13 protein-coding genes and 1 pseudogene are annotated in these 11,387 nt (G+C 70.5%); 5 read left to right on the top strand and 9 right to left on the bottom strand.

The features are described from left to right. Window positions 1–357 (bottom strand): annotated as a pseudogene (locus RB608_RS24275) (hypothetical protein); the annotation flags it as partial. A 104-nt stretch (window positions 358–461) separates the two neighbouring features. Continuing rightward, window positions 462–908 carry a hypothetical protein gene (locus tag RB608_RS24270; protein ID WP_308090657.1) on the bottom strand — a complete coding sequence of 149 codons (447 nt, stop codon included), beginning with the start codon at window positions 906–908 and terminating at the stop codon, window positions 462–464. Window positions 909–1,049: 141 nt separating this feature from the next. Here RB608_RS24270 and RB608_RS24265 point away from each other — a divergent pair, with 141 nt between their 5' ends. Next, window positions 1,050–1,433 (top strand): MmcQ/YjbR family DNA-binding protein, encoded by a 384-nt coding sequence (locus RB608_RS24265; protein ID WP_308090656.1) that lies wholly within the window; start codon window positions 1,050–1,052, stop codon window positions 1,431–1,433. On the opposite strand, the gene RB608_RS24260 is transcribed toward RB608_RS24265, so the two are convergent. After that, window positions 1,430–2,101, bottom strand: coding sequence for a PaaI family thioesterase (locus RB608_RS24260; protein ID WP_308090655.1), 672 nt, complete (start codon window positions 2,099–2,101; stop codon window positions 1,430–1,432). The genes RB608_RS24265 and RB608_RS24260 overlap by 4 nt on opposite strands. A 16-nt stretch (window positions 2,102–2,117) precedes the next feature. Between RB608_RS24260 and RB608_RS24255 the strand changes: the two genes are divergently transcribed. Continuing rightward, on the top strand, window positions 2,118–2,897 hold the full coding sequence (locus RB608_RS24255) for an enoyl-CoA hydratase-related protein (RefSeq protein ID WP_308090654.1): 780 nt from the start codon (window positions 2,118–2,120) through the stop codon (window positions 2,895–2,897). Here the strand turns inward: RB608_RS24255 and RB608_RS24250 are convergent. Genes RB608_RS24250 through RB608_RS24230 form a run of 5 tightly spaced genes read right to left on the bottom strand, consistent with a single transcriptional unit; the run spans window position 2,894 to window position 8,067 of the window. Further along, the gene (locus tag RB608_RS24250; RefSeq protein ID WP_308090653.1) at window positions 2,894–3,289 is read right to left on the bottom strand and encodes a hypothetical protein; all 396 of its coding nucleotides are present in this window, start codon (window positions 3,287–3,289) and stop codon (window positions 2,894–2,896) included. The genes RB608_RS24255 and RB608_RS24250 overlap by 4 nt on opposite strands. A gap of 23 nt (window positions 3,290–3,312) precedes the next feature. Next, window positions 3,313–4,554, bottom strand: coding sequence for a thiolase family protein (locus RB608_RS24245; protein ID WP_308090652.1), 1,242 nt, complete (start codon window positions 4,552–4,554; stop codon window positions 3,313–3,315). Between the two features lie 8 nt (window positions 4,555–4,562). Continuing rightward, a complete protein-coding gene (locus RB608_RS24240; RefSeq protein WP_308090651.1) occupies window positions 4,563–5,360 on the bottom strand; it encodes an SDR family oxidoreductase in 798 nt (265 codons plus the stop codon). Between the two features lie 17 nt (window positions 5,361–5,377). Continuing rightward, window positions 5,378–6,934 carry an AMP-binding protein gene (locus tag RB608_RS24235; RefSeq protein ID WP_308090650.1) on the bottom strand — a complete coding sequence of 519 codons (1,557 nt, stop codon included), beginning with the start codon at window positions 6,932–6,934 and terminating at the stop codon, window positions 5,378–5,380. Between the two features lie 2 nt (window positions 6,935–6,936). After that, a complete protein-coding gene (locus RB608_RS24230) occupies window positions 6,937–8,067 on the bottom strand; it encodes a DUF5938 domain-containing protein (protein ID WP_308090649.1) in 1,131 nt (376 codons plus the stop codon). A gap of 104 nt (window positions 8,068–8,171) precedes the next feature. Here RB608_RS24230 and RB608_RS24225 point away from each other — a divergent pair, with 104 nt between their 5' ends. The 3 genes from RB608_RS24225 (at window position 8,172) to RB608_RS24215 (ending at window position 10,558) form a co-directional block, all read left to right on the top strand. Further along, window positions 8,172–9,209: an AraC family transcriptional regulator ligand-binding domain-containing protein gene (locus tag RB608_RS24225; RefSeq protein ID WP_308090648.1), complete on the top strand. Its 1,038-nt coding sequence runs from the start codon at window positions 8,172–8,174 to the stop codon at window positions 9,207–9,209. A gap of 75 nt (window positions 9,210–9,284) precedes the next feature. Beyond that, a complete protein-coding gene (locus tag RB608_RS24220) occupies window positions 9,285–9,419 on the top strand; it encodes a hypothetical protein (protein ID WP_308090647.1) in 135 nt (44 codons plus the stop codon). Continuing rightward, window positions 9,416–10,558, top strand: a complete 1,143-nt coding sequence (locus RB608_RS24215; protein ID WP_308090646.1) for a N(5)-(carboxyethyl)ornithine synthase — start codon at window positions 9,416–9,418, stop codon at window positions 10,556–10,558. The genes RB608_RS24220 and RB608_RS24215 overlap by 4 nt, the downstream gene beginning before the upstream one ends. 46 nt (window positions 10,559–10,604) lie before the next feature. Here the strand turns inward: RB608_RS24215 and RB608_RS24210 are convergent, their stop codons facing one another. Further along, window positions 10,605–11,306 carry an FCD domain-containing protein gene (locus RB608_RS24210; protein WP_308090645.1) on the bottom strand — a complete coding sequence of 234 codons (702 nt, stop codon included), beginning with the start codon at window positions 11,304–11,306 and terminating at the stop codon, window positions 10,605–10,607. Window positions 11,307–11,387 lie beyond the last annotated feature (81 nt).

The following is an 11,387-nucleotide window of genomic DNA, read 5'->3' as shown; positions in this document are numbered from 1 at the left end:
GACGGTGCCGGCCTCGATCCCGGCCCACAGTTGGGGGAGGCGCAACTGGAGGTCGACCGCGTCGGCGATCAACCTGCGTGCGCCGTAGGGGCTGGTCTGGACCCGGGCGCCGAAGACGGCCGCGGCGTGCTCGGTGACCGGCGGGGTCCCGACCCCACCAGCCCGTTTGGCCCGGGCACGGCCGCGGTGATCCGAGGCCGGGAGGCGGTCGGGGTGGTGCAGCACCGCCCACTGGTACGCCGCCCGCAGGATGTCCCGCTCGGCCTCCAGGCGGGCGGCGTGAGCAGCCTCGACGAAGTCGAGCACCCCGACCGTCGACAGGTCCTCCAGACCCGTCACCGCCTCTTCACTGACCATGTCGACACCCCATCAAAGCGGTACGACACAACCCCACTCCCGCCGGACACGCCAGCGGCGCCGGCCCCGAGGGACCGGCGCCGCTGACCGACGGATGTCGGTGCTCAGCCCATCGCCGCCTGCTGGCAGGTGGTCTGCGCGCTGGTGAACAGCTCGACGTCGGCCGGGTCGATGCCGGTGGGGTCGCCGTCGGCCAGGGCCTGCAGGGTCTTCGCCGACGCGTCGTCGTAGACCTCGTCGATGAAGCAGGAGAGGACCTTCTCGACGACACCCTCGGGCATGTCGATACCGGCCTGCTCGCTGGTCTCCTTCACGATGTCGCTGTACCCGGCGACGACGTCGTCGCGGGACGGCTTGTCGCCGTCGGCCTCGGGAGCCTCCTCGCCCTCGCTCTCGGGCGCGTCGCTGGCGTCGGTCTCCTCGGACTCGGTGGTCTGTGAGGTCTTCTCCTCGGCGTCGGGCTTGTCCGCGTCGTCACTGCCACAGGCAGTCAGCAGCCCGGAGAGCCCGACGGTCGCCGCCAGAAGCAGGCCGGGGATTCGTGTGCGCATGTCTCGTGTGTCTCCTCAGTCGGATCGAGGCTCGCCTTGGTGGGGCCTCACCGGGACAGCCCCTACCCATCGGTCGCGGAGCGAACCCATGATCTTCGGCGCACGGCGGCTATGTCGGCGCGGTGTGGGAGATTTCGTGTCGTGGCCCGCCCGACCCGTCCCGACGTCCCCGGCGCCTACGTCGCGCGCCTGCGCGCGATCTTCGCCCGGCTGCCGCAGTGCCGTGAGGAGGACGCCTGGGTCGGCGTGCGCTGGCGCGTGGCGGGCACGACCGCCACGGTCGCGCACGTCTTCGGCGGTGAGGACCAGCTGTTCCGCATCGTCTTCCGCGCCGAGCCGGAGGAGGTGATGGCGTTCCGGCACCTCGGTGCGCCGTACTTCAAGGCGGAGTGGGGCGGCAACGTCGTCGGCCTGCTGATCGACGACGACACCGACTGGGAGGAGCTCGGCGAGCTGCTCACCGACTCGTTCTGCCTGCAGGCGCCGCAGCGCCTGGTCGACCTCGTCGACCGACCCGGCGCCTAGCCCTCGGCGGAGCGCGACCAGCCCTGCTCGGTCTCGTCGAGCGGGGCCCACTTCGGGATGAGGAACAGCCCGGACGCCTCGACCGCGGCGTCCTCGCCCGGCACGCCGATCCGCGCCTCGACGGTGATCTTGCGGCCCTCCTCGCCGGCGATCCGGGCCTCCATCCGGACCGGTCCGAGGGGCAGGGGTCGGCGGTAGCGCAGGGTGAGGGTGCCGGTCATCGTGAGGCGCTTGAAGCCGCTCGCGGTCTCGCCCATGATCTGGTCGAGCATCAGCGCGGAGACGCCGCCGTGCACCATCCCGGGAGGTCCCTCGTACGCCGCCCCGAGCGTCATCTCGGCGTACGCGCTGCCGAAGGCGTCGTGCACGATGTCGACCGGCGGCGCGACCGCGTTGCCCCGGCCCACGACCGCGTTGCCCCAGTTCCAGCTGCGGCCCTCGGAGTTGAACCGGACGCCCGCGGGTCCGGGCAGCTGTGCGACGCGCAGCCGGGCGACGAGGCCGTCGACCTCGGCCCGCACGGCCGCCAGCTCCTCGTCGGCGACGGTGCTGCGGATGGTGGCGTCGACGAGGTCGCGCACCGAGTCGGCGAGGGCGGAGAGGGCCTTCTCGCGACGCTCGACCTCGTCGGTCGGGACCTCGTCGTGGATGAACATCTCCATGGGCATCCCTAGATTGTCGTGCATGACCGAGACCGCCGACGCACCGGCCAGCCCCGCCGTCCAGACCATCCGCGTCGACCGCACGCTCGTGATCGGGTTGGACCGACCGGCCAAGCGCAACGCCATCAACGGTGCCGTGACCCGGGGCCTCGACGAGGCGCTCAACCTGCTCGAGGACGACGACGACCTGTGGTGCGGCGTCCTGACCGGCGGGCCGGAGGTGTTCTCCGCGGGCGCCGACCTCGCCGAGGGGCCGGGGGAGCCGACCGAGCGCGGCGGGATCGCCGGGATCATGTCGCGCAGCCGGCCCAAGCCGCTCGTCGCCGCTGTCGAGGGCTACGCGCTGGGCGGCGGCCTGGAGCTGGTGCTGTGCTGTGACATCGTCGTCGCCTCACGCACGGCGACCTTCGGCTTCCCGGAGGTGAAGCGGGGGCTGCTGCCCGACTTCGGCGGCGTCTTCCGCGCGCCGCGGGTGCTGCCCGCCAATGTCGCCCGCGAGATGCTGCTGACCGGTGAGCCGATCGACGCCGTCCGCGCCGAGCGGCTCGGATTCGTCAACCGGCTCGTCGAGCCGGGCACGACCCTCGACATCGCCCTCGGCACGGCCGCCACGATCAGCGGCAACGCACCGCTCGCCGTACGTGCGGCGCTGGCGCTGGCGCACGACGAGATCAACGGCGACGAGACCGTGAGCTGGGCGGCCAGCCACGCCGCGCACGAGCGGCTGCTGGCCTCCGCGGATGTCGTCGAGGGGGTCGCGGCGTTCTTCGAGCGGCGGGAACCGCGCTGGACCGGCCGCTAGCCGTCGCCGTGCCGCGCCTCGACCCGAGTCAGGATCAGGTAGCGGGCGAACAGCACACTGAAGACCACGTCTCCCGCGACGACACCGGCCAGGCGGCCGTTCGCGGACCCGGCGAGGAAGTGGCCGATGACGATGGCGACGACCGCGACCTTGCCGGCGAGGCCGAGCTGGATGATGCCGCGGTGGCGCTCGGGCGCACCGGCAGCCATCCAGTAGCCGAGTCCGAACAGGCCGATCGCCGCGATCGCGATGTGTTCGAAGGCCGTGTCGGCGGGCGCGGGTCGCAGCGCGAGCCGGTCGGCGAGCCCGAGCGCCGGAAGGAAGAGCAGGACGGCCGCGAGGTTGAACAACGCGGCGGTGCGGAACAGGATCCGGGCCTGGTGTGCGGACACGGGGTCCTCCATAGGTTGATGGATCAGGGCTTGACGAGGACATGCACGGCGACCGAGGCTTCCTCGACGCCGATCAGGCCGCCGCCGTTCTCCTGGACGGCGCAGCGGGCGCCGTCGACCTGACGGGGACCGGCCTCGCCTCGCAATTGCGTGGTCAGCTCGAAGAGCTGACCGATGCCGGTGGCGCCGAGGGGATGGCCCTTCGACTCCAGGCCGCCGGAGGGGTTGATCGGGATCCGTCCGCCGATCGTGAAGTCGCCGCGTTCGGCGGCAGCGCCCCCGTCCCCGACGGGGGCCAGCCCGAGGTTCTCGGCCTGGATGATCTCGCCCATCGCGGATGCGTCGTGGACCTCAGCCACATCCATGTCGTCCGGTCCCAGCCTCGCGGCGTCGTACGCCTGCAGGGCGGCGAGCCGGCCGACGCTCTGCCCGAACTCCTCGGCCGTGCGGTGGGTGAAGCTGCGCACCACGCTGGCGGCGACGCGAACCGCGCGTGACCTGTCGGCCGCGATCCGTGCCAGGCCGTCCTCGGTGGACAGCACCACGGCGGCGGCGCCGTCCGACATCGGCGCGCACATGGGGAGGGTGAGCGGATACGTGATGGGAGGTGCGGCCAGAATCTCCTCGACGGTGTACGGCGTGCGGAACTGCGAGTACGGGTTGTGCACCGAGTGCTGGTGGTTCTTGGCCGACACCGCCGCGATCTGGCGTGGGGTGGTTCCCCAGGTCGCCATGTGGTGACGCGACAGGGCGGCGTACACCGACATGAACCGGCTGTAGGGTCGCTCGGACTCCGAGCCCTCCGGCGGAGTCACGCCCGAGCCCAGGCACATCAGCGTCTCGTAGTTGGCGTCGGCCCGCGCGACATCCCAGCCTGCCTCGAACAGCGCGAGTGCCCGCGGCCGGTCCGCGATGTTCATCTTCTCGGCGCCCAACGCCAGGGCCACGTCGGTGTTGCCCGCGCGGAGACTCTGGATCGCCAGGTGCACGGCGGTGCTCCCCGACGCGCAGGCGTTCTCGACGTTGAAGATGGGGATGCCCTCGACGCCGATCCTGCTGAGCACGACCTGGCCGGGGATTGCGAGCTGCCCCTGGAGCGGGCCGTTCGTCACGCCCGCGTAGTAGGCGGCGCCCAGGTCGTCGGACGTGCAGCCGGCGTCCGTCAGCGCTCCGCGCAGCGCCTCGCCGGCGAGGTCGTCGAGGGTCCGCTCGGGGTGCCGGCCGAAGACCGTCATGGCGATGCCGGCGATGTAGACCTCGGTCATCGTCGGTCTCAGACCAGCCGCTTCAGGACAGCGGGGTACCGGTTGGGCATCAGCCGGGCGAGCCAGAAGATCGACCGGGAGTACTTGCCGGTGAGGATCCGGCGCCGGCCGTTCTCGATCCCGTCGAGGATGTTGCCGGCGACGACCTCCGGCGGGGTGACCAGCATGCTGCTGGTCTTCGCGGCCAGGTCTGCTTCGACACGGCCGGCGTTGACGGTGTGCCGCGCGGCCCGCTCGATGTTCGTGTCGATCGCGCCGGGATGCACCAGCACGGCCTCGACGCCGGTGCCCTCGAGCTCCGACCAGAGGGCCTCGGTGAGACCACGGACGCCGAACTTGGTGATGTTGTAGGCCGACTGCCCGCCGTAGCCGACCAGCCCGAAGATGCTGGAGATGTTGACGATCCAGCCTTCGCGCTGCGCCAGCATGGTGGGCAGGAACGCCTTGGTGCCGCAGACGACACCGCGGAGATTGATGCCCAGCAGCCAGTCGATCTCCTCGATCTCGGTGTGGTCGAGCGTGCCGATGAGCGTCGCACCCGCGTTGTTGAAGACCAGATGCACGGTGCCGAAGTCCTGCATCACCTCCGCGGCGTGAGTGGCGAACTCCTCGGCGACGGAGACGTCGAGCTTGTACGTGCGGACGTCCGCGCCACCGCACCGGGTCCGGGTCTCCTCGAGCCCCGCGATGTCGATGTCGGAGATGGCGACCCGGGCGCCGCGGCGCGCGAGCTCGACGGCGAGCGCACGGCCGATCCCCGACCCGGCGCCGGTGACGACGGCGACCTTGCCTGCGAGTGATGTCATGAGAGGTCTCCTTCGGCTCAGACGGCGCGCTCGGCGCCGGCCCAGTAGGTGGCGCGCAGGTCCTTCTTCAGCACCTTGCCGGCGGCGCTGCGCGGGAGTGCGGCGACGAAGTCGACACGCTTGGGTGCCTTCACGGACCCGAGCCGGCCCTTGCAGAGCGCGATCAGCTCCTCGGGGGGCACCGACTCGCCCGGGTTGAGCTCGACGACGGCCGTGACCACCTCGCCCCACTGCTCGTCCGGCGCACCGATCACCGCGCAGTCCTGCACGGAGGGGTGCGACCAGATGACCTGCTCGACCTCGCTCGGGTAGACGTTGAAGCCGCCCGTGATGATCATGTCCTTCTTGCGATCGGTGATGTGCAGGTAGCCATCGGTGTCGAGATGCCCGATGTCGCCGGTGTGCAGCCAGCCGTCGACGATCGCCGCCGCGGTCTGCTCGGGGTCCTTGTAGTAGCCCTTCATCACCAGGTCGCCGCGCACGCAGATCTCACCGGTCTCGCCCGGCCCGAGGACCCGGCTGGTGTCATCCAGGATCTCGACCCGGCCCAGTGGGCTGGGGCGCCCGACCGAGGAGAGGCGCTCGTCGGAGGCGACCGCGCCCTCCTGGAAGTGCTCGGCGGGCGGCAGGAAGGCGATCGACGCGGGCGCCTCGGTCTGACCGTAGCCGCCCGCCAGCACCGGGCCGACGACCTCGATGGCCTTCTTCAGCTTCTGCACCGACATCGGCGCCGCGCCGTACAGGAAGTACTTCAGCGAGGAGAAGTCGACCTGATCGATGCCAGGGGCCTCGATCAGCCGGTAGATCACGGTCGGTGGCAGGAAGAGCTCGGTCACCTGCTGCTTGACGAGTTCCGCGAGCAGCAGGTCGGGCTGGGGACTGCTCACCACCACGACGGTGCCGCCGCGTGCGGTGGTGGGTAGCGAGAGCACCCCCGCGGTGTGCGTCATCGGCGCGGCCGCGAGGTTCACCGGCCGCTCCTCGGCCCCGTACGGGAAGGCCATCAGGAAGTGGGCGACGAAGGTCTGCATGCTGCGGTGGGTGTTCATCACGCCCTTCGGCGTGCCGGTGGTGCCGCCGGTCGGGGACACCGCGACCACGTCGTCGAGGTCGACGGCGAGTGCGGGGTCGGTCGCGGGCCGGCCGTCGAGCCAGACGTCGAGGGCGGTCGCGCCGTCGACGTCACCATCGAGACAGATCCAGCGGCGCACGTTCGGCAGGTCCTCGCGCAGATCGGTGAGCAGTGGCGCGAACTCGGCCTGGAAGAAGACGATCTCGCAGTCGAAGGCGTCCAGGATCCGCAGGTTCTCCGCGGCGGAACTGCGCGCGTTGACCGGGATCCAGGTCATGTTCGCCCGCCAGATCCCGAGCGTGCAGAGCCAGGCGGTCACGTCGTTGCCCGCCCAGACCGCGCCTTTGGTGCCCGGCGGGAGGCCGTCGGCCAGCAAGGCGTTGGCGATCCGGCAGGAGAGGTCCCGGGCCTCCTGGAAGGTGAGGACGCGCTCGTCCTGGACGTAGGCGATGCCGTCCGGGTGGATCCGCCAGCCGCGGTCGAAGAAGTCGATGACGGCCATGCTCAGAGCTCGCCGACCGAAGCGCGGGCCAGCCCGCGCTGCTCGAGGAAGCCGAGCAGGTAGCGATGGCCGAAGGCCTTGCAGCCGGAGGTGAAGCCGACCGCGTCGGTCTCGCCCTCGATCAGCTTCATCGCCGCGGCGGTCTGCAGCGCGCCCGTGGTGATGTACGGCGCCACGCTGGACACGCTCGCGCGGACGCCGGCGAGCTGACCGCGGCCGATCGCGATGTCGATGGACCGGTTGAGCGTGGTCCGCTCCCGCGGCGGCATCGCCGGCGTCGTCGAGGCGACGACCTGGGCGATCGCCGCGTCCTGGGCCTCGACCGGCAGGTGCTTGAGCTCGGCCTCCCACTGCTCGATGAACAGCAGCACCATCCGCATCGCGGGGTTGTCGTAGAAGCTGGTCAGCGAGCTGCAGAAGCGCACCCGGGAGTCGTCCTGGTAGAAGACGGGGAGCGAGGTGCCGCCCCACGGCAGGGCGAGCGCCGGGCGGAGCAGCTCGGGCACCGAGATCTCGAAGTGGTCGGTCATGCCCCACTCGACGAGCCGGTTGTCCCACAGGTGGTGCTGCGGGTGGCGGAAGGTCTCGAAGATCGACGCGGTCGAGCCGATGGTCACCCCGGATCCCTCGCGCGGTCCGCGACAGATGCTCGCGGTCTCCAACGAGTCGATCCCTGGCGTCTCGAGCGTGAGCTCGGCGGCGATCTGGGCGATGGTGTGCATGTAGGACAGCGAGGGGCACAGGACCAGCCCGGCGTCGGCGTACTGCTGCCCGAACTGCTCGCGGATCGCCATCACATAGCCCTGCTCGCCGGTGGTGTCGAGGTGGTGGCACCCGGCTCTGAGGGCCGCCTCGATGGCGACGGGACCGAACTTGCTGAACGGTCCGACGGTGTTGCAGACGACCGTGGCGCCGGTGAACGCGCCGACGAGAGCGTCGACGTCGTGCTCGGCCTCGATGATCTCGTAGGTCGCGGACTCGAGCCGGACGACCCGCTCGGCCATCATCTCCTTGATGCGGCCGGCGTCGCGGCCCACCGCGGTGAACGGGATGTCCTGGTCGATCAACCAGTCCATCACCAGCATGCCGGTGTAGCCGCTCGCGCCGTACACAACGACGGGGTACTTCGCCATCTCGGACTCCTGTGCTGCCGTGGACCCGCTTGTCGGATCGCGTCGAGCGTAGGAACGGAGTGGGGCCCGGGTTTTGTCACGAGGCGACAGGAAATTGTGATCTGATGACACCCGTGGCGGTGGAGCGGAGAGCCGCGGGTGAGCCGCACCTGCGCGCTTGGGTGGTCAGCGGGTTCGGCGACCTCATCGAGCAGCTGGGCGGAGATCCGGCCGCCTACGAGCGGCGGTTCCACGTGTCGCTGCGCCACGCGGACCAGGGCAAGGAGCTGATCCCGGCGATTCCACTGCTGCGGTTGATGGAGGCGGTCGCGGAGGAGCGCTCGTGCCCGGACTTCGGCATCCGGGTCGGCCTGGCCCAGGGGCAGGACGCGATCGGCCCGGTGATGGTGGCGGCGCTCAACTGCGCGAGCGTCCGCGAGGCGTACCGCTCCGGCATCCGTTATCTCAACGGCCTCTTCTCGGCCTTCGGCATCGCCCTGGTCGACACCGTCGACGGGCCACGGACCGACTACACGCTCAAGATCCCGCCCGTGGTGCCCAGCCGGCAGTTCCAGGAATGGAACCTGGCTGTCACGACGAAGATCCTGCCCCTTCTGGCCGGCCCGTCGGCCCGGCTGCGGGGCGTGTACTTCTCACATCAGCCCCTGCTCGGCCAGGAGTACTACGACGGCGTCTTCGGCTGCCCCGTCCGCTTCGAGCGGACGACGTACGGCGTCGACTACTTCGCCTCCGACATGGAGCGGGCGATCCCGCGCAACAACCCGGAGATCCGCGCCATCGTCAGCGGCTACCTCGACAGCATCGTGGCGTCGTCGGGGCTCGCGCTCGAGCACCAGATCCTGGCCCTGATCCGCGAGCTGCTCCCGACCGGGGGCTGCAACCTCCAGGTGATCGCCGAACACCACTTCGTGAGCGTGCGCACGATGCAGCGGCGGCTCGCCGCGGAGGGGCTGGTGTTCGAGCGCCTGGTCGACGACGTGCGGCGGGAGCTGGCCCTCGACCAGCTCGCCGATCCGGGTCGGTCCGTCGCGCAGATCGCGGGGCTCCTCGGGTACGTCGAGCAGAGCTCGTTCTCGCATGCGTTCCGGCGCTGGACCGGGACGTCCCCGCGAGCCTGGCGTGCGGCGCAGCGCGGGTCGTGATCGCCCGGTCTCGGGGACCGACGCGTACTGTCGGAGACCGGAGCCATCCAGGCTTCCTCTCAGAGAGATCTCGCCATGAGCGACAAGTCGCCGCGCCAGAGCATGTCCAAGAAGACCGGCAAGTCCATCAAGGAGAAGCGCGCCGACAAGCGCAGCAAGGCGACCGAGGAGACCTTCTCCGACAAGATCCACCCGGGCAAGAAGAAATGACGTTGCTGGGGCTGGGTGTCATCGGCTCCTCGGCCAAGGAGAACGAGCACCGCCTCCCGATCCATCCGGATCACATCCCTCTGCTCGACGCCGACCTGCGGGCGAGGATCACCCTCGAGCACGGGTACGGCGCGCGGTTCGGTGTCGACGACGCGTCCCTCCGTGAGCACGTGGCGGGGTTCGCATCGCGTGATGAGCTGGTGGCGGACTCGGAGATCGTGCTGCTGCCCAAGCCGCAGCTCTCGGACGTCGCCGCGATGGGCCCGGGGCAGGTGCTGTGGGGCTGGCCGCACTGCGTCCAGGACGCCGAGCTGACCCAGGTCGCGATCGACCGTCGGCTGACCCTGATCGCCTTCGAGGCGATGAACCACTGGACGCGGGACGGCGCCGTCGGGCTGCACGTGTTCCACAAGAACAACGAGCTGGCCGGCTACTGCTCGGTGCTCCACGCGCTCCAGCTGGCCGGTCTGACCGGCGACTACGGTCGTCGGCTGAGCGCGGTGGTCATCGGCTTCGGCGCCACGGCACGTGGTGCCGTGACCGCCCTCAACGCCCACGGTGTGCACGAGGTCGCCGTGCTGACCAACCGAGGGGTGGCCGCGGTGGGGTCGCCGATCCACTCGGTGCGGATCCGGCAGTTCGAGCACGACCAGGCCGGCGGGCACGGGAGCCACGTGATCACCGAGCGCGGACGGGAGCCGCTGGCGGCGTACCTGGCCGAGAACGACATCGTCGTCAACTGCACGCTCCAGGACACCGCCCACCCGCTGGTCTACCTGCGCGACGACGACCTAGCTGCGTTCCGTCCGGGCAGCCTCCTCGTCGACGTGTCGTGCGACCTGGGGATGGGCTTCGGCTTCGCCCGTCCGACGAGCTTCGACGAGCCGACGTTCGTGGTGGGGGACAACGTCCTCTACTACGGGGTCGACCACTCGCCGTCGTACCTGTGGAACTCGGCGACCTGGGAGAACAGCAACGCACTGATCCCCTTCCTGCGGCGGGTGCTCGAGGGTGGCTCCGCATGGGACGCGGACGAGACGTTGAGCCGGGCGATCGAGATCCGTGACGGCAGGGTGATCAATCCGGCGATCCTGGCGTTCCAGGGTCGTGAGGCGGAGCCGCCGTACCGCGTGGCGTGACGGCGGGCCCGCGAAGGGGCGCGCTGATCGCCAGCCGCCTGGCGTCTCAGGCGTCACCGCCGAGCAGGGCCACCTCGCTCACCAGTCCGATGTGGTCCTGCATCGCTCGCGCGGCGGCGGCAGGGTCGCCGGCCGTGATGGCGGCAGCGATCGCTCGGTGGCCGGCGAGAGAGGCTTTTGGCCGCTCGGGCTGGGAGAGCGACTCGATCCGGGTCTCGCGGATGAGGGTCGCGATCTCGGCCATGAGGCGAGACAACAGCGCGGAGTGGCTGGCCGCGGTGACCGCCGCGTGGAACCTCTCGTCGCCGTCGATCCCACGTCCTCCGGCGGCGATCTCGGCTTCCATGGCACTGAGTGCGGCCTCGATCTCGGTCAGGTCCTCCTCGGTGCGCCGCTGGGCGGCCAGCGACGCGATCTTGGTCTCGAGGGCGTCGCGGGTCTCGAGGATCTCGGGCAGCCGGTCGGCGTGCGCGCGGATCGCCTGGGCGATGGTGCCCGCCACCGTCCGGCTGATCACGGTCCCGTCGTTGCGACGCACGGACACCACGCCGATCACCTCGAGAGCCACCAGGGCCTGGCTCAGAGTGGCCCGGCTGACGCCCAACTGTTGGGCCAGTTCGCGCTCCGGCGGTAGCCGGTCGCCCACGGTGAGGCCGGTGGCGGCGATCCACGAGGTGATCTGCTCGGCGACCTGCTCGTAGAGCCGAATCCGGGTCACCTTCGGGACGAGGGTGCGGTCGACAGCCATGGCCCCATGCTATTGACAGGTCCCGAGAGGTCCTATTGGCTAGGCCACTGAGCCAACGATGCAAGGGAGACGTATGGGACC

This window comes from Nocardioides sp. LHD-245, assembly GCF_030929495.1.
Lineage (GTDB): Bacteria > Actinomycetota > Actinomycetes > Propionibacteriales > Nocardioidaceae > Nocardioides.
The sequence above is the reverse complement of the archived record's forward strand: the minus strand, read 5'-3'. Positions and strand labels throughout refer to the sequence as shown.

What these genes read in the sequence shown, in the direction of transcription:
- RB608_RS24270 (WP_308090657.1), bottom strand. Translation starts at nt 908, where the DNA reads ATGCGCACACGAATCCCCGGCCTGCTTCTGGCGGCGACCGTCGGGCTC.
- RB608_RS24260 (WP_308090655.1), bottom strand. Translation starts at nt 2,101, where the DNA reads ATGCCCATGGAGATGTTCATCCACGACGAGGTCCCGACCGACGAGGTC.
- RB608_RS24255 (WP_308090654.1), top strand. Translation starts at nt 2,118, where the DNA reads ATGACCGAGACCGCCGACGCACCGGCCAGCCCCGCCGTCCAGACCATC.
- RB608_RS24245 (WP_308090652.1), bottom strand. Translation starts at nt 4,554, where the DNA reads ATGACCGAGGTCTACATCGCCGGCATCGCCATGACGGTCTTCGGCCGG.
- RB608_RS24240 (WP_308090651.1), bottom strand. Translation starts at nt 5,360, where the DNA reads ATGACATCACTCGCAGGCAAGGTCGCCGTCGTCACCGGCGCCGGGTCG.
- RB608_RS24235 (WP_308090650.1), bottom strand. Translation starts at nt 6,934, where the DNA reads ATGGCCGTCATCGACTTCTTCGACCGCGGCTGGCGGATCCACCCGGAC.
- RB608_RS24230 (WP_308090649.1), bottom strand. Translation starts at nt 8,067, where the DNA reads ATGGCGAAGTACCCCGTCGTTGTGTACGGCGCGAGCGGCTACACCGGC.
- RB608_RS24225 (WP_308090648.1), top strand. Translation starts at nt 8,172, where the DNA reads ATGACACCCGTGGCGGTGGAGCGGAGAGCCGCGGGTGAGCCGCACCTG.
- RB608_RS24220 (WP_308090647.1), top strand. Translation starts at nt 9,285, where the DNA reads ATGAGCGACAAGTCGCCGCGCCAGAGCATGTCCAAGAAGACCGGCAAG.
- RB608_RS24215 (WP_308090646.1), top strand. Translation starts at nt 9,416, where the DNA reads ATGACGTTGCTGGGGCTGGGTGTCATCGGCTCCTCGGCCAAGGAGAAC.
- RB608_RS24210 (WP_308090645.1), bottom strand. Translation starts at nt 11,306, where the DNA reads ATGGCTGTCGACCGCACCCTCGTCCCGAAGGTGACCCGGATTCGGCTC.